General features: G+C 46.8%; 18 protein-coding genes. 5 read left to right on the forward strand and 13 right to left on the reverse strand.

All coding sequences use genetic code 11. From position 1 onward, the window contains the following. Window positions 1-156: 156 nt before the first annotated feature. Window positions 157-801 carry a hypothetical protein gene (locus RQP18_RS00120; RefSeq protein WP_342388167.1) on the reverse strand — a complete coding sequence of 215 codons (645 nt, stop codon included), beginning with the start codon at window positions 799-801 and terminating at the stop codon, window positions 157-159. Between the two features lie 104 nt (window positions 802-905). Between RQP18_RS00120 and rlmH the strand changes: the two genes are divergently transcribed. Both rlmH and RQP18_RS00130 read left to right on the forward strand, forming a co-directional pair. Continuing rightward, the gene (gene rlmH / locus RQP18_RS00125; RefSeq protein ID WP_342388168.1) at window positions 906-1,385 is read left to right on the forward strand and encodes a 23S rRNA (pseudouridine(1915)-N(3))-methyltransferase RlmH; all 480 of its coding nucleotides are present in this window, start codon (window positions 906-908) and stop codon (window positions 1,383-1,385) included. A 198-nt stretch (window positions 1,386-1,583) separates the two neighbouring features. Beyond that, entirely contained in the window at window positions 1,584-2,990 is a 1,407-nt protein-coding gene (locus tag RQP18_RS00130) for a sodium/glutamate symporter (protein ID WP_342388169.1), read from the forward strand. 220 nt (window positions 2,991-3,210) lie between these two features. Here the strand turns inward: RQP18_RS00130 and RQP18_RS00135 are convergent, their stop codons facing one another. Next, window positions 3,211-4,254: a C45 family peptidase gene (locus RQP18_RS00135; protein WP_342388170.1), complete on the reverse strand. Its 1,044-nt coding sequence runs from the start codon at window positions 4,252-4,254 to the stop codon at window positions 3,211-3,213. Window positions 4,255-4,472: 218 nt separating this feature from the next. Between RQP18_RS00135 and RQP18_RS00140 the strand changes: the two genes are divergently transcribed. Then, on the forward strand, window positions 4,473-5,363 hold the full coding sequence (locus RQP18_RS00140) for an RluA family pseudouridine synthase (protein WP_342388171.1): 891 nt from the start codon (window positions 4,473-4,475) through the stop codon (window positions 5,361-5,363). A gap of 141 nt (window positions 5,364-5,504) precedes the next feature. Here RQP18_RS00140 and RQP18_RS00145 read toward each other — a convergent pair whose 3' ends face one another. The 7 genes from RQP18_RS00145 to RQP18_RS00175 form a co-directional block, all read right to left on the reverse strand. After that, complete coding sequence (locus RQP18_RS00145) at window positions 5,505-6,953, reverse strand: flotillin family protein (protein WP_342388172.1); 1,449 nt, start codon at window positions 6,951-6,953, stop codon at window positions 5,505-5,507. 310 nt (window positions 6,954-7,263) lie between these two features. Then, window positions 7,264-7,980, reverse strand: a complete 717-nt coding sequence (locus RQP18_RS00150) for a hypothetical protein (RefSeq protein ID WP_342388173.1) — start codon at window positions 7,978-7,980, stop codon at window positions 7,264-7,266. Window positions 7,981-8,406: 426 nt separating this feature from the next. Next, window positions 8,407-10,020: a BCCT family transporter gene (locus RQP18_RS00155; protein ID WP_342388174.1), complete on the reverse strand. Its 1,614-nt coding sequence runs from the start codon at window positions 10,018-10,020 to the stop codon at window positions 8,407-8,409. Between the two features lie 315 nt (window positions 10,021-10,335). Then, the gene (locus RQP18_RS00160; protein WP_342388175.1) at window positions 10,336-10,623 is read right to left on the reverse strand and encodes a 4a-hydroxytetrahydrobiopterin dehydratase; all 288 of its coding nucleotides are present in this window, start codon (window positions 10,621-10,623) and stop codon (window positions 10,336-10,338) included. Window positions 10,624-10,728: 105 nt separating this feature from the next. Further along, window positions 10,729-12,270 carry a BCCT family transporter gene (locus RQP18_RS00165; RefSeq protein WP_373446092.1) on the reverse strand — a complete coding sequence of 514 codons (1,542 nt, stop codon included), beginning with the start codon at window positions 12,268-12,270 and terminating at the stop codon, window positions 10,729-10,731. 408 nt (window positions 12,271-12,678) lie between these two features. Continuing rightward, window positions 12,679-14,193: an ABC transporter permease/substrate-binding protein gene (locus tag RQP18_RS00170; protein ID WP_342388177.1), complete on the reverse strand. Its 1,515-nt coding sequence runs from the start codon at window positions 14,191-14,193 to the stop codon at window positions 12,679-12,681. Then, window positions 14,190-15,146, reverse strand: a complete 957-nt coding sequence (locus tag RQP18_RS00175) for an ABC transporter ATP-binding protein (protein WP_342388178.1) — start codon at window positions 15,144-15,146, stop codon at window positions 14,190-14,192. Before RQP18_RS00175 ends, RQP18_RS00170 begins: the two co-directional genes overlap by 4 nt. Window positions 15,147-15,306: 160 nt before the next feature. Here RQP18_RS00175 and RQP18_RS00180 point away from each other — a divergent pair, with 160 nt between their 5' ends. Then, window positions 15,307-15,798 carry a nucleoside deaminase gene (locus RQP18_RS00180; protein WP_342388179.1) on the forward strand — a complete coding sequence of 164 codons (492 nt, stop codon included), beginning with the start codon at window positions 15,307-15,309 and terminating at the stop codon, window positions 15,796-15,798. 1 nt (window position 15,799) lies between these two features. Here the strand turns inward: RQP18_RS00180 and RQP18_RS00185 are convergent, their stop codons facing one another. The 4 genes from RQP18_RS00185 to RQP18_RS00200 form a co-directional block, all read right to left on the reverse strand. Beyond that, window positions 15,800-16,351, reverse strand: coding sequence for a DUF488 family protein (locus tag RQP18_RS00185; protein WP_342388180.1), 552 nt, complete (start codon window positions 16,349-16,351; stop codon window positions 15,800-15,802). Between the two features lie 63 nt (window positions 16,352-16,414). Next, window positions 16,415-17,122 carry a DUF1641 domain-containing protein gene (locus RQP18_RS00190; RefSeq protein WP_342388181.1) on the reverse strand — a complete coding sequence of 236 codons (708 nt, stop codon included), beginning with the start codon at window positions 17,120-17,122 and terminating at the stop codon, window positions 16,415-16,417. After that, a complete protein-coding gene (gene fdhF, locus RQP18_RS00195; RefSeq protein ID WP_342388182.1) occupies window positions 17,122-20,073 on the reverse strand; it encodes a formate dehydrogenase subunit alpha in 2,952 nt (983 codons plus the stop codon). The genes RQP18_RS00190 and fdhF overlap by 1 nt, the downstream gene beginning before the upstream one ends. Before the next feature lie 144 nt (window positions 20,074-20,217). After that, window positions 20,218-21,087, reverse strand: a complete 870-nt coding sequence (locus RQP18_RS00200) for an AraC family transcriptional regulator (RefSeq protein WP_342388183.1) — start codon at window positions 21,085-21,087, stop codon at window positions 20,218-20,220. Window positions 21,088-21,299: 212 nt separating this feature from the next. Between RQP18_RS00200 and RQP18_RS00205 the strand changes: the two genes are divergently transcribed. Beyond that, on the forward strand, window positions 21,300-22,493 hold the full coding sequence (locus RQP18_RS00205; protein WP_373446093.1) for an NADH:flavin oxidoreductase/NADH oxidase family protein: 1,194 nt from the start codon (window positions 21,300-21,302) through the stop codon (window positions 22,491-22,493). Window positions 22,494-22,539 lie beyond the last annotated feature (46 nt).

Raw genomic sequence — 22,539 nt, forward strand, 5'->3', positions numbered from 1 at the left:
ATAATGAGTAAAAAAAAGTAATATGCACGAATAATGAGTATTTATCCGTGGATATGTTGAAATCATGTGGATAACTATAAGTCTATGCATGAAAATAGGCGAACTATTGTGAATAACCACACCATAGTTCACCCGCAGTATTGTGGATAAGCCGAATTAACCAGCATTTCTTTCAGCAAAAATCTCCTTCACCGACTTTTCATCAATTTGACTATTTCTTATGCCTTCTTCATCACAGCACATCTCTCCATACACAGTAAATGTATCATTGGTATATTGGTAGATAAAAGGAACCTCGGTTTTTTCGTAAAGGTTCTTCATCAGGTTTTCCACCGCACTCGAAGAAGTTGAAAATGAAATTTCCAGATTTTCCTCGTCAACGACAGTATCTATCGCGTTCCCTTTTGTATTCCAGTGGTCATTCGCCCATTCGAAGAAATCAGGATAGCCATATTCCATTATATTTTCATAATACTTCTGTCCCAGGTCGATGCGTTCTTCTGCCACTAGGATCTGTTCCTTTTCCTGGGCGGCTGCCTGCTCAATAATCTCCTCGACATTCGTATAGTGCTTATCCTTAAGGTTCTCAATGAGCGATGCCTGCTCTTCCCTGTCGAGAGTGTTATAGTAGGAACCGATGGCAGCGTCCTGATAAGGGATGTGCTCCACCTTCAGAGCATCCGGTATCGGTTCGATTGAATTGAAATCAAAATCCTTTCCGTCTTTGATGGCGTAATCGATTATCTTCCGAAGCTCGTCCACGTTCCGGAATTTCAGTATACTGTAAGTCGTATTTGACATATGATTACTCCTTTCTCACTTTATGTGTATAAAGTTACCTTAATTATTTAACAATTCAGAATTATAGTCAAGGCATTATAGCTCGTACAAAAGGATGATTTGAAATGAAAGTCACGCTGATCAGTGTTGGGAAGTTGAAAGAAAAGTATTGGAAACAGGCCGTTGAGGAATATAAAAAGCGTATCAGCGGTTATGCAAAGCTCGAACTCATTGAGATTCAGGATGAGAAGGAACCGAACAATGCAAGTGCGAAGGATATTGAAATCATCAAGGAGAAGGAAGCCGAGAAGATCCTTTCCAAAATCAAGGATGCACAGCATGTGGTCACATTGGAAATCAAAGGCAAAGCGTATACCAGTGAGGGTCTGGCGGAGGAGTATCAGAAATGGATGAATACCGGCAGGAGCGATGTGGTATTCATCATCGGGGGCAGTAATGGCCTTGGGGAGAGCGTCCGCAGACGCTCCGACCAGGCAATCAGCTTCGGCGCCCTCACCTATCCCCATCAAATGATGAAGGTCATGCTGCTTGAACAGATATTCAGGGTGAATAAGATCATCAGGAATGAGCAATACCACAAATAAACCATATCTTGACTTGATAGAGTTTATATAAAAAATTCATTTTAAAAAGCAATCCATAAAAATAAAAACTATTCGGATGCCGGGCCGGGGGAAATTTCCTAACCTCTGATAAATGTCTTTATAAAAGTTGTTGATTAACTTACTGTTCTTCAGGGAAGATAAGCTAGAAACTGAAAACTAAAAGGAGATATGGAGATCATGAGTCCAGAACAAATAGGGTTTGCCTTGCTTTACTTAGGATTGTTTCTGTTGATTGGAAAATGGATCCGGATGCGTTCATCATTGATGCAGAACCTCTTTCTGCCCGCCTCTGTCATCGGCGGATTCCTCGCATTGCTTTTAGGGCCTGAGGTGCTCGGCCGGATATTGGGGAATTTTATCGGGGAGGATTCATTTTGGTCAACCGGAATTTTAACTTCTGAAATTATGGAAGTATGGTCCACACTCCCCGGCCTGATGATAAATATAGTGTTTGCCACTTTATTTATAGGGACAGTCCTTCCAAATCTAAAGAGAATATGGGATGTTGGGGGACCTCAGCTCGCTTTCGGCTGGACACTCGGCTGGGGTCAGTATGTCATCGGTTTGCTGCTTGCAATGCTGGTGTTAGTACCATTCTACGATATGCCACCATTTATCGGTGCCCTCATTGAGATTGGATTCGAAGGTGGACATGGTACAGCGGCCGGTCTGCAGGACACGTTTGATGAACTCGGATTCCCGGAAGCCTATGACATTGCTGTCGGATTGGCGACCGTCGGTATTTTAACAGGTGTCGTTGCCGGTATTGCGCTGATCAACTGGGGCGTACGAAGAAACCAGACACAGGTGATTACTGATGTTAAAGGCATGTCACCGACTCAAAAAGCAGGTATCGTTGAATTTGAAGATCGCGGAGAAGGCGGGAAAAAGACTGTCAGAGCTGAATCGATCGATACATTCACATTTCATTTTACTATCGTTGGACTGGCCATTCTTGTGGGTTATGTCATATTGCGGGGCATCACCTGGTTGGAAGCTGCGGTCTTCGGCTCTGATTTTATGACATATGTGCCGTTATTCCCACTGGCGATGATCGGTGGTCTGATTGTACAGATCTTCGTCAGTAAGTTCGATACATCAGAACTGGTGGACAGAAACACGGTGACCAGTATACAGGGGTTCTCACTTGATATACTTATCGCAAGTGCAATAGCGACTGTATCAATCTCAGTCATTGGGGAATATCTTGTCCCATTCCTACTGTTGGCTCTATTCGGAGTTGCCTGGAATCTGTTCGGATTCTTCGTCTTTGGACCAAGGATGATGCCGGATTACTGGCTTGAAAGAGCTGTAGGTGATTTTGGACAATCAACAGGGGTAACTGCAACAGGACTGATGCTGATGCGTGTCGCCGACCCGGAAATGAAATCGCCGGCAGCTGAGGGTTTCGGCTATAAGCAGCTGGTTTTTGAACCATTCCTCGGCGGCGGTCTGGTTACAGCATTATCCGCACCACTCGTCTTTATGTGGGGGCCGATCCCATTCCTCATTTTCTCAATCGTCATGATGACAGTCGGTATAGTTGTCGGACTGTTTTATTTCGGTAAAAGGAAACTCGAATAGTTACTCTAAAGCGAAAATATATCCATGATCAAAGAACGCTCCCCGGATTTTTCCTACCATTCCAGGGAGCGTTCATTTTAATTTGAAAAAGACATGGCAAACGGAGAGCATTCAGCAAATGAGAGGGTCCAATCATTTCTTCATGCAACCTGAAATTGAACAGATCTGGATTTTGAATTCCAGTACCGATATGCAAGTTAATCAAGCTTCGGCAGAAATGTTAACCCATATTCACAAAGGGACGGTGGTATTCAAGTGTTCCTTTGATCTGCTTGACGTTGACGTTATTGCCTTTCAGCCACTTCGCAAAGTCGAAGATGACTGGTTCTTTATCAGGGCCGATCACGAACCATGCTTTTAATTCCTTGGGAAAATAGACGGAGGTGTGTATCGTTCCGGCTGCAGCATCGTACTTGTTCGAAAATATGCCATGGTCGGGACCATTCATCACTTTAAAAGCCTGGTAAGGGTTGGTGGCCTGCAGCTGCTGGGCTTGTATCGTTTTTTCCCGCTGGCGTGTTTCCTGTTGGCGGTAACGGTTTTCTTCATCCAGCAAATGAAAATGGTTCGTACATACATTGGCCCTTCTGACTGCGACTTTCCTTGGGGATGCTTCAACGACGTAGGATTCGCCCTCCGCATCCAAAATGATATAGCTGAACGAGTGTCTGTGAGGCAGTTCTTTCAATAGCGATATGGCCTCACCCACGTTCGCGCATGTCTCCAATATCAGGCGGCCAATCATATTGCATATGAACCCATCATCTGAATTTTTACTGTGGGTGAAGTTGTAGCCCATCACAAGCCCTTTTTCGTTCATGCCATCTATCCTCCCCGTAATCTGCATGGAGGGCCCGATTACAGCGTATCCGGAGTCAGTTGGTGCGTAGAACATGTATCGCCCTTCATAACCACGCGGGTGGCTGTCATAATTGCGGACCATGAAGTCGGCATCGGTGAAAACGGAGCAGCCGCTTCGGGTATATTCCAAATAATAACCGCCGAATAGCCGAAATGCCTTTTCCATTTCCATCTCAAGTGCATCAGCAAGACCATGGATCTCCTCCAGTATGGCTGGTGAAAATTTTGAAATTACATTTTTATATTCTTCAGGGTTGATTAAAAAATGACGATCTTTACGTGATTCCCATTGTTTTTCACGGTTGGGCAGAATCAGGGAGTCTTTGAGCAGTTCACCCTGGAAATAGCCAAAATCATAATGTGTACCTCTATACTGGATAACATCACTGTAGAATTCTTTCATCACATCTCCGCCTTTGTCTTAAATGAACATCCGCATCTTCCAATTTCAACTCTATGGAATATGAAGTGGCTGATAATATTAGGATGTATACTATAGTCTACCCATTTTCTATTACTCTACAGAACTACATTTATATTTTCAAAATGTCCATCAGTCGTTTAAAATGAAATGAATGGAAGACAATCTTCAAAAGAGAATGAAGTAAAGGAAGTTTTTTGATGAAAAATAGAAAACAGTCAAGTGGACCGGATGCGGAATGGAAAGTACAGGAACCAACAGAACTGTTGAAGTTCCTGTTTGAGATGATGCCGTCACGCAGCCGGAAATCAGTCAAAGGAGTTTTGGGCCGTGGCCAGGTATATGTAAACGGCGAAGCGACGACCCAGTTTAATGCGCTTCTCCATCCTGGGGATCGTGTTGAGATCCAATCCCATTTTGGTGCCAGGAATGTAAAAATCAAAGGAATAGAAATTCTGCATGAAGATGATGATGTGATTGTGGTTGAAAAGGAAGCGGGACTGCTGTCGATTGCGTCAGAGAAGGAAAATCAGATGACTGCCTACCGTCAGCTCTCAGACCATGTGCAGCGCAGCCATCCCAAAAATCGGGTTTTTGTCGTGCATCGGCTCGACCGCGATACTTCTGGAGTCATGATGTTCGCCAAAAGTAAAAATGTGCAGCAGAAGCTGCAGAATGCCTGGAAGGATGCCGTTTCGGAACGGTCCTACATCGCACTCGTCGAAGGAAAGGTGGAGCAGGACGGGACAATCACTTCATGGCTGACGGAGGATAAAACGCTCACCGTGCGATCGAGCAAAAATCCAAACCATGGGAAAAAGGCTGTAACCCACTATAAAGTATTGAAATCCAGTCGAAATTTATCATTGCTGAAAGTCCATTTGGAGACAGGACGTAAAAACCAGATTCGTGTCCATATGCAGGAACTGGGCCATCCCATTGTGGGGGATAAAAAGTATGGATCCCGCAGCAATCCGATACGAAGAATGGGACTGCACGCCCACGTCCTTGCATTCAAACATCCCACGAGTGGAAAATCCTTGCGGTTCGAGTCGGAAGTTCCAAGTGCATTCATGCGAAACTTCAATTGATTCTAAACCAAAAAGGGATGTAGTTGCTCGCCCTTCAAACGCAGAGCCAAAATGGATATGCTTAAAAACAGGGTCGGACCATTATGAATAATGGTCCGACCCTGTTTATCTTTAATTTTTTTGTAAATAATGCACCCGCTGCTAAATGGAATAATCGTCCCTATCCTGCTCCGCTGTGTCAGCAGGTTCCTGATCCTTTTCTTTCTTTTCCTCGTTGGATAGAGTTCCGAGGAAGCTTTCCAGATCGAAGCCGGTCATCTGGCCCATGCTTTCCTGAAGCTTGGCCATGGTTCCTGTAACTGTGTTCGGCAATGAGTTCAACTGGTCCCCACTACCTCCATCGAGAATACGGATGGACTCCACATTACCAAGTGATTCACTGACAGCTCTAGCGAATTCAGGCATGATTTCAATGAACTGTTCCAGGATGATGACGTCTTTGTGCTCAGCCATTGCTTTGGCACGTCGTTCGATGGCCTCAGCCTCAGCCATGCTTTTTTCCCGGATGACTTCCGCTTCAGCCTTACCTTCCGCCATACGTGCCTCGGCTCTTGCTTCAGCTTCCTTGGTACGTGCATAATAGTCCGCTTCAGCCTGCTGTCTCCGGACCTCCACCTGCTGCTTCTCAAGCGCCACATCGTTTTCACGTTCCATCTGGCGAAGCTTCAATTCGTTCTGTTTCTCCTGCTCGCGGATCTCCAGACGTTGACGCTCTACTTCCAGGCGCCTCTCTTCCTCTTCAAGCTGGCCGGCGGCTCTGGCAGCTGCATTTTCCTTCTCGGTTTCAGCAAGTATTTTAGCATCCTTCAAGTCTTTTTCCTTGCGGCTGTCGGCAATATTCATTTCCCTCTTATATTGTTCATTGGAAATATCTTCGTTATCTTTAGCCTGTTGGATCTCGGTTTCACGTCTGTTTTCGGATTCGGCAATTTCTGCTTCCTTCTTTACCCTGGCAATCTGTGGACGCCCGAGGTTTTCAAGGTAATTTTCATCGTCCCTCAAGTCCGAAAGGCCCAGCGAAGTGATTTTGAATCCCATTCTGTTCAACTGGTCCTGGGCAATTTCACGTACTTGTTCGTTGAAGCTCTCGCGATCCTTGTTGATCTGTTCCACTGTCATCTTGGACAGGATAGCACGCAGATTCGAATTCAGGACTTCAGAGATTTCATGCTCAATATCCTCCTGGTCCTTACCAAGAAACTGTTCTGCATACTTTACGATGCCATCAAGATCATCAGCCACTTTTACAGTTGCGACAGCCTGACCGTAGATGCCCACACCTTCAAGTGTATACACCTTGGGTGTTGAAATCTGCAGTTGGAATGATTTCAGGGACACTCTGGTTCCGGTCTGGAAAAGTTTGAGCCTGTGGCCGCCGCCACGGATAACCTTCATATAACGGCCCTGGTCATCTTTATATATATTTGTCTCTTTGGTCTCATCCCCCAGATTCGGTCCGGTGACGATGAGCGCTTCGTTGGAAGGAACGGTACGGTATCTGGCCTTCATAAACAGATACCAGCCGATGGCTCCAGCGATGAGCAATGCGACAATTGCGAGTACTATTATCAATGTGCCTGTAATTTCCATATGTATACTCCTCTCTTCATAATTTTACGGCATGCCTAAGCGGATGGATTACAAAAGACTGATATGGAATACGATGAACCCCCTCCTGTAAGCGAATATATGAATCAGGTATTCTGACACTTGCACATAATCAGTGAGTCTCCGTTTTCCAATGAAAAAAGAACACGCTGAGAATGGGTATATATCTATGGTATCATTTTTAATAATATTTGTTATATTCAGTAAAAAATAATTGGATATCTTTAATACAAAAAACTCCCTTATGAATTGGAAATCCCAATTCATAAGGGAGTGGATATGGGTAAAGATCTTACCACCAGTTGTTTGCTTCACGGAATTGGATGGCTTCTGAAACGGAGCCATAACGTTCTTTGGCATAGTTCAGCATGCCTTCAGTCTGCTCCTGTACGGAACCGGTGCCCCATGACTGCTTCGTCTGACCGAGGCCTCTGTAGCCCAGTTCATTGACTGCATCCGGGTTGCCGCTGGATTCAGGCATTACGATGGATTGCCACATTGCTTCTGAACCGCCGGCTGCGAGGAACTGCTCCTTCGTGGAGCCATCAGCTGAAACTTGAGTGTTTTCTGAAGGGGCTGCCGCCTGTACATCTTCGACCTGCTGTGTCTGTTGTACCGGTTCTTCTTCCACCACTTGTGGTGCTTCAGTCTGTTGTGGTGCATCTTCAACTGCTTGTGGCGCCTCTTGTGGTGCTGCCTCCTGAGTTGCTTCCTCAGTTACCTGTGGCGCTTCTGCTGGTTCCTGTGGCAGTGCGTTATCATAGCCGCCATAGGACCATGTATATTGTGTACCATTGGATTCAAAGCTGTAGTTCACACCGTCAACGGTGAAGTTATAGCTGTATTCACCATCGTGAATCGGTGCGTTATTCAGTTCACTTGAATTGGACTGGGCCATCTGTGCCAGCTCGTCCTTGTTGATCTCTGATGCTTCTGCATTCTGGTCGGCTGCGATGCCGGATACGCCAAGTCCAAGTGCGAGTGTCGTCGTCAATATTGTTTTCTTCATAAAAATTTTCATCCTCCATAAATGGGTATATATCATCAATTGATTGTTTTTAATCTTTAGGGTGCATCACGTTTTGATGTCTTGTTTTCTCAAGCACAAGACCCACTATAACACGCATAATTACACTGTGGGTTACAGTCACATAATAACGAGGTTACAATATACACCGATCTCTGTAATGTGGAGATATGACCGTAATATTTCGGAATATTTCACTCTGGAGGGACAATTATTTTTTAAATGTTATATGAGCTTGAAAATCATATCATCATTACCAATGTTTTAAAGGTCAATATGTTGAAAGTTGATAAAAATGATGTCTCATTAAATAAAAAGAAGCAGAAAAATGTAGTGACCCCCAGAAGTTAGATTTCAGGTCTAACTTCTGGGGGTCGGCTCAAAAGCTCTGCTTCTTTTTATTTCAGACTATAGATCTCTTTCGTCCACACCTGCTTCTTTCTGCTCCTGGTATTCTCTCTGTTCCCTGTTAAGGTACTCTTTCATGCGATGCTTGTTTGGAGTAATCGTGAGGCCGAGGTATTTTCTCTCTTCGTTGGCATCCTTATAGAATGAAACCATCATCATGATGATGACAAAGCTGAATGGCAGGGCTGCGATGATGGCTGCGGACTGAAGGGCTTCGAGCCCAGTTTCCCCACCTGAAAGGAGCAGCACATAGGCAATGGAGGACAGGCCGATGCCCCATACGATTTTTATCCTTGCTGATGGACGCAGTGAACCATTCGATGTCTGCATGCCCAGTACGAATGTGGCGGAATCAGCAGATGTGATGAAGAATGAAGATATCAATATGATTGCTATAATCGAAAGTGGTATGCTCAGCGGCAATTCGTTGAATATGGCGAACAGCTGTGTTTCCGGTCCAAGTTCCACTATTGATGGTACTTTATCGGCAATTTCAATACCTGTGACACCAAACACGGTAAACCAGATGATACCGATGGTAGTCGGTACGATAAGAAGTGCCATGATGAATTCCCGCACTGTACGGCCTTTTGATACACGGGCGATGAAGATGCCCACGAAAGGACTCCAGCTCAGCCACCATGCCCAGTAATAGATCGTCCAGGCTTGCAGCCAATCATTTTTCTGGTCGCTCAGCGGTGCTGCATCGAGAGTTCTTGCTACAAATGTGTTGATGTACTCCCCTGCAGCAGTCGGCAGCATGTTCAATATCAGCATCGTCGGACCTAATATAAGAACAGTCAGAAGCAATATTGCTGCCAATATCATATTCAAATTGCTCAAATATCTGATTCCTTTTGTTAAGCCACTCCACGCGCTGGCGAGGAAAAGGATGGTGACGACGGCAATGATTACACCTTGCATCGTCAGGTCGATCGGGACGCCGAACAGGTAATTCAAACCCCCGTTAATCTGTGTAGTACCTACGCCAAGTGAGACGGCGACACCCACTACTGTGGCGAATACAGTAAGAACATCGATGAGGACACCTACGGGCCCGTCGACTTTGTCGCCCAATATCGGACGCAGAGTTTTGGAGAGTAGTCCTGATTCACCTTTTCTGAACTGAAAATATGCCAGAGCCAATGCGACTGCACCGTACATTCCCCATGCATGCGCCCCCCAGTGGAATATGGTCGCACGTATCGCTTCGAGGATGGCTTCCTCTGTTTCAGGTTCGGCAGTTGCCGGTGCGATGAAGTGTGAAATGGGTTCGGATGTGCTATAGAACACGACCCCGATACCCATACCTGCGCTAAACAGCATGGTCAGCCAAGAACGTGTACTGAATTCAGGTTTATGATGCGGTTTGCCCAACTTTAATTTTCCGATGGGGCTAAAGATGAGAAAAACACAAAAGAACAACATGGCGGATGTAATGATCATGTAATACCATCCGAAGTAATTGCTTACCCAATTTGATATGGATCCGGCAACCGCACCAAACTGATCTGGATTGATTGCACCAACAACTACCAGTAATGCGACTATTACGACCGAATATATAAATACATTCGATAATTTTCTACTGTCGGGATTTGAAGAATCCTTCATTGATCTGCTCCTTATTATTCATGGGATATTGAATAATCTCCCACTGTTTTTACTATTGTATAAATAAATAACCTATTGATAGTAACAAATTTAACGTGAGAAGTACAATTTGGATTTTTATAATTGAGAATGAAATTTATAATACATTGCGTTACAAAATCACTATCTAGTATATAAAAACGTTGAATTCAATAGGTTTATGGAACATCGCATGGCATTATAAATTAAAAGGAACAAATTACTGAAATTATAATTTATGGTTCTTTAAATCAAGTACACCCATGGAATTATCTTCCATGGGTATGGTAATCAGCTCTATTTCTCGGCTTGTTTGAAAAGACGATATAGATTTTCACAGGCCTTGGCACCGGAAACATCCTTTTCAGTCAGTTCCTTTTTGGAAAAGGTCGTCCATGACACGGTGACCGTCGTATAGTTGATTGAAATCCCTGGATGGTGCTGAACGCTTTCAGCATAGATGCCGATTTTTTCTGTAAAATGGATACCATCCAAATAATTGGTAAATTTAAATTTCTTGCTTATTTTTTCACCCTCAAGTGTCCAGCCATCCAATTTCTCCACTTCAGATTTTACATCTGACATTTTGGTACCTCCTTTTCATTTTTACATCCGTATATATTTCTACCCTTCAGCAGCAGCTGTAAATCCCTATAGTTTATTTGAAAGTAAATGCAGAAAGTATAGATGTCATTTTCTCACTCCGGCATCCTGCTCAGGTATACCCTTATGTGCACTACTGGAACGCGGGTGGTCTTTGGCCAGAGCAATGAAAAGTGACCATATCATGAATATGATGATGAGCGAGAAAGGCAGGGCAGCGATGATCAGCAGATTCTGTATCGCCTGGGTACCGCCTGTATAGATCATGATCAATGCAAATGCTGAAAGGATGATCCCCCAGATGATCTTCACCATTCCGTTCGGGAGATTGCTTCCGTTGGTGGTGAGCATTCCGATGACATAGGTTGCCGAGTCCGCGGATGTGATGAAAAATACAGCGATGACTACGAGTGTCAGCAAACTCAACATGAAACCTAGCGGATATTGTTCAAGCATGGCGAATGTCGCGGTTTCTGTCGCATATGATGCAATGTCTGCAATCCCCTCGACCTGCAGATTTATTGCAGAGGCACCGAATACAGCGAAGAATATGAAGCATACAAGTGTCGGGGCAAAAAGGACGCCGAGGATGAATTCCTTGATCGTCCTGCCCTTGGAGACCCGTGCGATGAAGATGCCGACGAAGGGAGCCCAGGACACCCACCATGCCCAATAGAATATCGTCCAGTTCTGAATCCAGGAAAAGGCGTTACTGTCGTCCATCGGCAGACGGAGACTCATGTCAAAGAAGTTTGCGATATAGTTACCGAGTGAGCTGGTAAACATGTTCAAAATATACAGTGTGGGGCCGACAAGGAACAGGCCGACGAGGACGATGACGGCAATGACCATGTTGAAGTTGCTCAGCATTTTGATGCCTCTGTTGATGCCGGACCATGTCGACCATGTGAATAGAAGAGTGGCCACTGCAATGATGATGAACTGGACAAGAAAGTTTGCAGGAATACCAAATAGGAAGTTGAATCCCTGATTGATCTGGAGTGCGCCAAACCCTAATGTTGCTGCGACTCCCGTGACAGTGGCGATGACTGCGAGAACATCGATGAGGATTCCGAGAGGACCCCTCATCCGCTTCTCACCGAATAATGGTGTCAAAGTGGCACTTACCAATCCTTTGTATCCTTTATGGAAGTTGAAGTAGGCAAATACCAGGGCGACAATACCATATACCGCCCAAGCATGGATGCCCCAGTGGAAGAAAGAAAACTGCATTGCCTGGTTGATTGCCTGCTGGGACCCGGGTTCTGCTATCGGTGACGCACTGAATGCATGGCTGATCGGCTCGGCTGTCGTCCAGAATACGAGACCGATTCCCATACCTGCACTGAACAGCATTGCAAACCAGGAATGCAATGAAAATTCCGGATCTTCGCCTTCTTTGCCCAATGTGATATTACTGAACCTGGAGAAGAGCAGATAGATGCAGACAAATAGAATTGCCAGAATCAGCAATAGGTAATACCAGCTGAAATTTTTGGAAATGAGGGTGGTTATGTACTGCGTCGATGATTCCATCCTCTCAGGGATGATTGCCCCGATACCTACGAACAGGATACAGATGGCCAAGGCCAACCAGAATACTAGACTTATCTCCCTTTTCTTATACAATTTGAACACCCCTATATAAAGAATAATGTGAACTACTTATACCCAATCAAAGAGGAATAATTGAAAATTTTTATAACAGCATCCATTTCCATCTATGGATACCCGGTTGTGTATACTACTATAAATGAGCGCTTAGCCCCACCCCTATGGACATATTAAATCTTTCCCTTTTATTAATGATGTATATTTACAAAGATGCTTCGGGCTGTAGTAGAAAGATTTGAAATTCCGGTCACTGTCATCATCGGATTCATCAAATACTGTAATACAGAATGGCTCAAAGAGTATAGGGAGATGATATCGTGAACGGCATCGGCCCCAGCTGAACAGCACATAAAAATAGAGCAGATTTCTCTGCTCTTAAAAGCCCAGCTTTTTGGGGAGCGGCATGAACTGTCCGCTCATTTCCTACTCGATCAGACCGGCTTCCTTCAAGTAGTCTTCCGCAACGACATAAGGGTCTTCGCTCTCAACAGCCACCCTATAGTTCATTTCCTGCATTTCCTCATTGGTGATCATACCACCAAGTTTATTCAACGGTTCAACGATTTCAGGATGTTCCTCGAGGAATGACTGTTTGAACAAAGGGGCGCCCTGGTAAGGTGGGAAGACATTCCGATCATCTTCAAGGATGACCATGTCGAACTGCCTCAGTTCCGCGTCAGTGGAATAGGCATCGACAAGGTTGATGTCTCCACCCTCCACCGCCTGATACCTTAGGCTTGGTTCCATGGTCCTGATATTATCGAAGTCGAGGTTATATGCCTCCTGTATTGCCGGCCAACCGTCCTCACGGTCGTTGAATTCCAATGTAAATCCGGGGTCGATCTGGTCTTCGATGCTTCTCAGGTCTCCAATGGTTTCCAGGTTATTCTCTTCTGCGAATTCACGTTTCACAGCCAGTGTATAGGTATTATTGTATTCCATCGGTTCGAGCAGTGTCATGTCGAACTGATCCTCGAGGCTTCTATTGGCCTGTTCATATACCGCTTCTTCCTCTTTGGACTCCAGTTCTTCTTTTGTCAGCTCAGCGAGGACCGTTCCTGTAAATTCGAGATATCCGTCTATATCGTCAGATCTTAGTGCATTGAACAGGAAGGACGTTTTGCCGAGACCATCTTCGACCTCCACCGTATAATCCGTCTCCTCTTCGATGAGGATCTTGTACATATTCGTAATGATGGAAGGTTCGGTGCCAAGCTTCCCTGCGATTGTTATCGTATCTCCTCTCTGTGCGAGGAGCGGAGCGGCGGAAATCAGCAGCATTGCGACCAGTATGGTGCCGAGTGTGATGATGATCTTCTTATAGGAGAGGTCCTGTATCACCCGAAGCGCAATATCGAAAAAGATGGCGAGCAATGCTGCCGGTATGGCACCGAGGATGATGAGTGATGTATTATTCCGATCGATTCCAAGAAGGATCAGGTCACCGAGGCCACCGGCCCCAATAAGTGCGGCGAGTGTCGCGGTACCGATGATCAGCACCATCGCTGTGCGTATGCCGGCCATGATGACGGGCATCGCAATCGGAAGCTCTACTTTGGTCAGGCGCCGCATCGGCTTCATGCCGATTCCTTTGGCAGCTTCGACAAGCGAGTCGTCGACTTCGTCTATGCCGGTAAAGGTGTTCCTTAGGATCGGCAGCAGTGCATAGATGACCAGTGCAATGATGGCGGGTACCTTGCCGATGCCGAACAGTGGAATCATCAGACCGAGCAGCGCAAGGGAAGGGATGGTCTGAAGGACTGCTGCAACGTTTATGACAACTTCGGATAACTTTTTCGTTTTTGTCAGTATGATGCCGAGGGGGACGCCGATGATGACTGCAATCAGCAATGCGATGAAGGATATCTGTATATGCTCGATCAGTGTTGTGAGCAATTCGCCTTTTCTTGCATTCAAAGTTTCGAAGAATGTATTCATCGGTCGTCACCCCGCTGACTGGTATCCAGGTATTTGAAGACGTCCCTATGCTTCAGCACTTTTCTTTCATCATTCTCCTTGATAAGGATGCCTTCATGTTCTGATAAGTATTTATACACGTCCTGTATGGAAGCTTCATGGGAGACTTCCGGATATTCCACCTGCTCCCCAGCCTGGAGGGAAGGGTGGTCTTTGGCGATATCTCCCACCGTCACCTGCTGCATCCTGTACGATTCAAGGTCACCGATGAACTCTCTGACAAAGTCATTTTTCGGATTGGTCATGAATCCTTCGGGAGTGTCAATCTGTTCGACATGGCCCTCTTTGAGGAGGCAGATGCGGTCTCCAAGCTTCAGTGCCTCCTGTATGTCATGCGTTACGAATACAATCGTCTTTTTTATCTTCTCCTGAAGATCTGCGAGATCATCCTGCAGTTTTTCACGGCTGATGGGATCAAGTGCACTGAATGGTTCATCCATGAGTATGACCGGCGGGTCCGCAGCAAGTGCCCGTATAACGCCGATACGCTGCTGCTGACCACCGGAGAGTTCAGCCGGTGTGCGCTTCTTGTACTGATCCGGTTCCAGTCCGACCATCGCAAGCAGCTCATCGATCCGCTTGTCGATGTCGGCATCCGTCCATTTCTTCATCTGCGGTACTTGAGCAATATTTTCCTTGATTGTCATATGCGGAAAGAGTGCAATCTGCTGAAGCACATACCCGATATCCCAACGCATTTCGTATATCGGGTAGTCGCTGATGGGCTTATCCTTGAAATAGATATAGCCTTCACTCAATGGGATGAGGCGGTTGATCATCTTCAAAGTCGTCGTCTTGCCGCAGCCTGAAGGTCCGATGAGGACGAAAATCTCCCCTTCTTCGATTTCAAAGCTCACATCGTCCACTGCTACCTTGTCACCATAGCGTTTTGTCACATTTTCAAATTTGATCATATTTAATCTCCTATTGGATGTATTACCAGTAATTATAGAGAAGGAAGCACACAATGAAAACAGTTTCGATTGTGGAAGCATACTTGTTTGACGGTGTACTGGAACCGGATTATGATTGAAGTGACCAATGGATGAAAGAAATAGTGGAAAGGATGGGACCATGATTACTGAAACGGATCGAAAATATTTGGAACGGTGCATCGAACTTGCCCGGGAAGCACTGGAAAAAGGAAATGCACCGTTCGGCTCCTTACTCGTATCCCGGAATGGTGAAGTGCTCTTTGAAGACCACAACCGTACTTCTGGAGGTGACGATACACGGCATCCGGAATTCGCAATCGCCCGCTGGGCTGCCAATAACGTGCACGAAGCGGACCGTCTTCATGCGACTGTATACACTTCAGGTGAACATTGCTCCATGTGCGCTTCCGCCCATGCTTTGGCAGGCCTGGGCCGGATTGTATATGCCAGTTCAACCAGGCAGCTGGAGGAATGGCGGGAAGCGCTGGGTATCGATTCCGGACGACTGAGAGGACTGTCGATCCAGGAAGTCGTAAAGGATATCACAGTGGACGGGCCGGACGAAAATCTGGCTGAAGAGGTAAAAAAATTGCAGTATGCCTACCTCCAATCCCTGGAGGGTTCCGGATAGGTCAGACATCCCGGGGGTAGACTACGGTGCCATCGGTCTCGATGATCGGTACTGCACCCCATCTCCCCAGTTTATGCCTGACCAGTTCAGGTTCATTTTTGGAGTTGTTGATGATATGCTGCACTTCCCACTCGTTTGCAGCGAGCCAGTTGCTTATGATCAGGCGGTGGCAGCGTGCAGGATGTCTTTCCGAACACATATAGACGACATTGTTCTCCCAGGCCTTGGCCTTCAGCATTTCCATGCCTTCTTTAAACTCATCCGTCAGGGTATAGTCTGCATAGTTGTGGAATGACCGATTATTCCAACCGCTGTTCAAATCGCTGCCGACAACTCCAGATGTGCCTCTTCTTCCGCCCAGCATCGGGAAATGTGCATAGTCCATCTTTTCTTTCCGGAGCCATCCCTTCATTTCATCCCCATTGAACTGTGGGTATTTTCTGCTGTAGGGGAAGGCGCGTACATCCGCGACATACTGGATATCCGCCTTTCTCAGCATATTGATAAATTGTTCTTCGGTATTGGTCGAATGGCCTACAGTGTATATTCTCATCCGCATCACCCTGATCTGAATTGTTTTTCCATTGACTTTTGAAGTTGCAAAACCAATCCCCTGTCATTCGACAGGGGAATTGTTTTTGACTCTTTGTCCTTTCATCAGCAACGGAATTGCGAGTGCACCGGCACCTGCTGCCAGGGCATACCATTTTGCTGCTGGTCTGGAGGAGGAAGCAGCTCTTTTCTTCCTGGATGCTGAAGATCTTCTCTCCTGATTCTGCTTTGATCCGTCCTCCATTTCCTTCCCTGGATTTTCAAGACGGTCTTTCTGAGGTTCGACTCTCTCTTCATCCTCTTTTCCTTCCCCCATGCCTTGGACGATCTTCACGAGGACATTCATCCCTTCTATTACGTGGGGATCTTTCAGTGCACCGAGAAGACCGGTATAGCCGGCAGGTTTTTTCTCGTGCTCATACTCTGCGGCCCTGGCGATCCCGCTGTTGATTTTTAGGACGATGGGCTCAATCTGTTCCATGTCTATCGTGCCAAGGAGCTGGAACAGCAGTAGCATGTTCTTCATCGACTGCGGCGTTTCGGATTCATCGATTGCTGTGACTATCCGATGGATGACCTTGTCGCTCTGACCGAGGGCACTGCTGATCATATTGAGTATCTCCCGGTCCTTCATCTTATCCGCAATGTCGAACATGTCATGCAGTGTGTCCTTATGTTCGAGGAGCAGATTCTCCAATTCCCTGAGCTCCTGCTCATGCTTCACTTCCGGGTCGATTTTCATCTTATGAATGACTTTTGTCGCTTTCGCCATTATTTATTCGCCCTTCTTTCTTTGACAAGGTCACCTGGGAATATATAGTCGTCCCTTGCCCATTTCTCTTCGACACGTACGCCGATCTGCGGCTGGGGATTGCCGTTACGGTGGTTGATTCTAGGCAGTGGATTGTCGCCTTTTGGTTCGAGTACTTCCATCTTCACAGAAACTTCCTTATAGGCAGGTGTATCCGTATCCTTGTCGGAATGTGAGCTTGTCAGGTAGTTGATTGCACCTTCCCCGTTGGAGTTCATCGGCAGATACAGCTGATTGCCGAATACCCGGTCGGTGACGACGCAGCGTACTTTGACACTGCCGTATGGTGATGTCAGACGTACTTTTGTACCATCTTCGAGTCCGCGTTCCCTGGCAAGGTCCGGTGACACCTCAAGGAATACTTCAGGCGTCCTCTTGGTGATGCCTTCGGACTTGTACGTCATGTTACCTTCGTGGAAGTGCTCCAGTAGTCGTCCATTATTGACATGAAGGTCATACTCTTCTTTGAACTCAAGCGGTTTCGTCCATGCCACCGGCCATAGTCGTGCTTTGCCTTCAGGCAGCGGGAATTCCTTTTCAAACAGGAGCGGCGTGTCTGTACCGTCTGCCGCCACCGGCCATTGGAGGCTGTCATAGCCTTCAAGGCGGTCGTAGCTGACGCCTGCAAACAGGGGTGTCAGGGAAGCTGCTTCATCCATGATTTCACTTGGATGTGTATAGTTCCATTCTGCACCCATGCGGTTGGCGATTTCTGTGATGATCTGCCAATCCGGCTTGGAGTCGCCGAGCGGCTCCATGACTTTATAGAGACGTTGGAAGCGGCGCTCCGTATTCACGAATGTGCCATCTTTTTCCAGGCTTGGACTGGCCGGAAGGACTACATCTGCATATTCGCATGTCTTCGAGAAGAATATGTCCTGCACGACGAAGAACTTCAGTTTTTCATAAGCGGAATGGACATGGTTGAGGTTCGAATCGACGATGCCCATGTCCTCCCCTTTCAGGTAGAGAACTTCCAGATTGCCTTCATGGATGGCTTCGACCATTTCATGGTTATTGAGTCCTTTGCTTGTTGGTATTTCTGTACCCCAGCCTTCTTCGAAACGTGCACGGACTTCATCGTCCGAGACAAACTGGTAGCCCGGAAAGCGGTCCGGCATGCTGCCGAAGTCACTTGCACCCTGGACATTGTTGTGACCACGGAGTGGGTAGGCGCCTGCCCCAGGTTTCATGTAGTTGCCGGTCACGAGCAGAAGGTTGGAAATGGCTGTGCTTGTATCGCTGCCGCCCCCGTGCTGGGTCACGCCCATGGCCCAGAGGATGGAGGTCGTTTTCGCTTCATGGATGGAAGTGGCGATCTCAATCAGCTGCTCTTTTGGCATGCCCGTCACTTCTGAAGCATAATCGAGTGTATACTTTTCGAGGCTTGCAAAGTACTCTTCAACATCATTTACATGATCACGGAGGAATGATTCATCATGCCAGCCCTGGTCGATGATGTATTTGGTTACTGCAGAGAGCCATATCAGATCGCTGCCCGGAGCCGGTCTGACGAAAAGGTCTGCGCGATTGGCCAGCTCATGTTCACGGAGGTCGGCGACGATTACTTTCTGTCCATACAGCTTCTGGGCACGTTTTACGCGTGTTGCCAGAACCGGATGCGACTCTGCCGTATTTGATCCGATTGAAATCACAAGTTCCGCCTGCGCGATATCCGTGATGCTTCCAGAGTCGCCACCGTATCCGACTGTACGCCATAGTCCCATCGTGGCAGGAGACTGGCAGTATCTGGAGCAGTTGTCGATATTGTTTGTCCCGATGACACCCCGTCCAAGTTTCTGCATCAAGTAGGATTCCTCATTGGTGCATTTGGAGGAAGAGATGAAAGCAAGGGCATCGGAGCCTTTCTCTTTTATGGTCTCCTTGAACTTGCTTTCAATGAGATCGAGTGCTTCTTCCCACTCTGCTTCCCTGAATGCATCGCCTTCCCGGATGAGTGGTTTGGTGAGACGTTCTTCACTGTTCACAAAGTCCCAGCCGAACTTTCCTTTGATGCATGTGGAAACCCCATTTGCCGGTGCTTCGACCTGCGGCTCGACCTTCAGTATCTCGCGGCCTTTCGTCCAGACATCGAACGAGCATCCGACACCACAGTACGTACATACCGTCTTCGTCTTCTCGATGCGGTCCTCCCGCATCTGTGCCTCCACATCGGAGATCGTCATGAGGGATTCGTATCCAGTTTCCACATTCTTCGTGATATCCACCATCGGCCTGAACGACTCTTGTGCCAGACCTGTCAGGAAGCCCGCTTCGCCTTCCATGCCGACTTCCATCATGGCATTGCATGGGCACACTGTTGAACAATGTCCACAGTTGACGCATGAGGATTCGTCGATCGTCGTATCGTTATCCCAGATGACACGCGGCTTCTCCAGCTCCCAGTCGATCAACAGTGTTTCGTTCACCTGAAGATCCTGGCAAGCCTCTACGCAGCGGCCACACAGGATGCATTGATCGGGATCGTACCGGTAGAAGGCATTGCGCATTACTTCGGCACCTTTGGTCTCGTGCGGCGTCTCCTGATGGCTGATCCGCATCTCCTTGACCGTGTTATGTATCTCACAGTTGCCGTTGTTGAAATCACAGACTGTACAGTAGAGTTCATGATTTCCCAGAATACGGTCCATCGCAATAAGCTGTGCTTCATGGACTTCCTCACTGAAAGTTTCCACGACATCCCCCGGTTTCAACTCCGTGGAACAGGAACGTACATATTCGCCATTCACTTTAACTATGCATGTGTCACATGTCTCCAGAGCACCAAGGCTCGGGTGATAGCAGAGGTTGGGCGGTTCGACGTTATTTTCCTTCAGGTAGTTGAGCACGGTATTATCCCTTGTAGCCTGCTGATTTCTGCCGTTCAATGAAATTTCAAAAGAATCTGGCATTCCAATACCCCTTTCCCACTCAGTTTTATATGCTGTTTCCCTAATATTGTAAAATTCAAACATTTATAATTATATAAATATAGCATAAAAAAATTTTGCATTATAAAAGAGACCATCCTTTTTCAGATGGTCTCTCCTTCCGGTTTATTGAGTTTTCTTGACCGGCAGCCATATTTCACTGTACGCATGGCCCTCCTTTTCCGAATCCATTTGGGTGAACGAGAACGTCGGTGCCTCGATCAGCTCATAGTTGGAAGAAGGCAGCCATTCGGAATGGGTTCTTGCCATCGTCTCCTGCATTGCCTCGGGGAATTTTCCTTCGTTTGGAAATATAGCCCATGTGCAGGCGTCCACATGCTTCTTATCCAGGCTGTCGCTGATGTCTGTTTCTGTCGTCAGTACACCGATCATATGGGTCAGGTCCCCTTCTTCTTTCATAAACTTCTCGTCCGCATCATAGGATGCATTGATGATTTCCTTCGGATCGATATTCTGAACGCGCCTCATCTCAGCCCTCTGTTCGTCTGTAATGCTTTCCGCAAGTTGCATGATGGAATCATTTGTCCCTTCAAACTGCATGGGCACTCTTTTTTCGACTCCGGCTATTGTGAAGGCGGGCATTTCTACTATTTTCACTTCCATATTCTCTCCTCCTCTGACGTCGATATAGAATGAAAGTTTGGGAAATGATGTGATGGCACCTGTCCTGCAGGCTTCGGAGGGCAGTATGCCACTCCAGGATCTGAAAGCTCTTGAAAAGCCCTCCACAGAATTATAGCCGTATTTGAAGGCTACTTCAGTTACGCTGTGTCCCTGAACCAGGTCCTGGTTCGCCACGGACAGTTTTCTTTTCTTGATGTATTCATTGAGGGGCATGCCTGTAATATACAAAAACAGCTTTCTGAAGTGGTGATCCGATTCACCTACATAACGCGCAACATCACTGAGCTGCAGGTCATTGGAAAGGTTCCTTTCTATATAGTCGATTACATCATTCAATTGTCCAATCATCATTTCCACGTTCCTTTCACTGCTGATATTACATTTTTACTGGAGGTTCCACCCGATATTTTTAATATGGGAATTGTCATGTCACCTTTGGATTACGATGCATGCGATGGGGAAAAGGAGTCTATATCTCCTATTATAATTATGTATGAAGATATGGCACAAACGGACTAAATAAGAATGGAAAGTCGGGGATTAATATGAAAGTATCAGAACCATTGGAACTGCCTAATGGCATCCGGGTGAAAAACCGTTTCTTCAAGTCGGCCATGAGTGAAACGCTGGCCAACGCCCACAATCAGCCCGTTGAAAAGCACATCAGACTCTATCAGGAATGGGCCGAGGGCGGAGCGGGTGTGGTCGTGACAGGAAATGTGATGGTCGACCGCAATGCTCTCGGGGAGCCCGGCAATGTCGTCATCGAGGATGAAAAAGATATGGACATGCTGAAGAGATGGGCAGAAAAGGGTACGAAACATGGTACATGTCTCTGGATGCAGATCAACCATCCCGGCAAACAGTCGCCGAAGACCATGTCCAAAGAGCCTGTGGCCCCAAGTGCCATTCCGATGGGTGACGCCCTGAGGAGTGCTTTCAATCCGCCACGTAAACTGACAAATGATGAAATCAAAAATCTTATAGAAAAATATGTGAACACTGCAGCCGTTGCCAAAAAAGCAGGGTTTGCCGGTGTGCAGATTCACGGCGCCCACGGCTACCTGGTCAACCAGTTCCTATCTCCTCATGACAACCGGAGAGATGATGAGTATGGTGGACGTCTTGAAAACCGCATGCGCTTTCTCACAGAAATCTATAAGGGGATGCGTGGGAATTTGGGAGAGTCGTTCCCCATCTCGTTGAAGCTCAATTCTTCAGATTTCAACCGGGATGGTTTTACGGAAGCGGAATCAATCACTGTCGTCGAGAAGATGGCGGAAATGGGTTTGGATCTGATTGAAATCTCGGGAGGGAACTATGAACAGCCGAAAATGTCGACTGGTACGGATTCGGAAGTGTTCTTCCTGGACTATGCCCAGAAATTAAAGGAGAAGGTCGACATCCCTGTTGTCGTTACGGGCGGGTTCAGATCCCATGAAAGCATGGAATCCGCGCTTGAAAAGGGACATACAGATATGATCGGCATCGCCAGACCCATGGCCCTGGATCCTCACCTTCCAAACCGTATCATGTCAGGCGACTACGAGAGTATAACGACCAGACGCCTCACTACAGGCATAAAGGGACTGGATGAAAAGATAGGGCCGGCTGTGGGGAATGTCTACTATGCCATGCAGCTCAAGCGGATCGCTGAAGGAAAGGAAACACAACAGCATACCAATGCATGGCGTCCGCTCCTGCATCTCATAGCCACCCATGGACCGCAGGCATTGAAGCCGAAACGGAGAAAATGAAAATGACGGCAGTAACGCCTGTATAACGTCATGCCAATATCACGAA

The organism is Salinicoccus sp. Bachu38 (assembly GCF_038561955.2).
GTDB lineage: Bacteria > Bacillota > Bacilli > Staphylococcales > Salinicoccaceae > Salinicoccus > Salinicoccus bachuensis.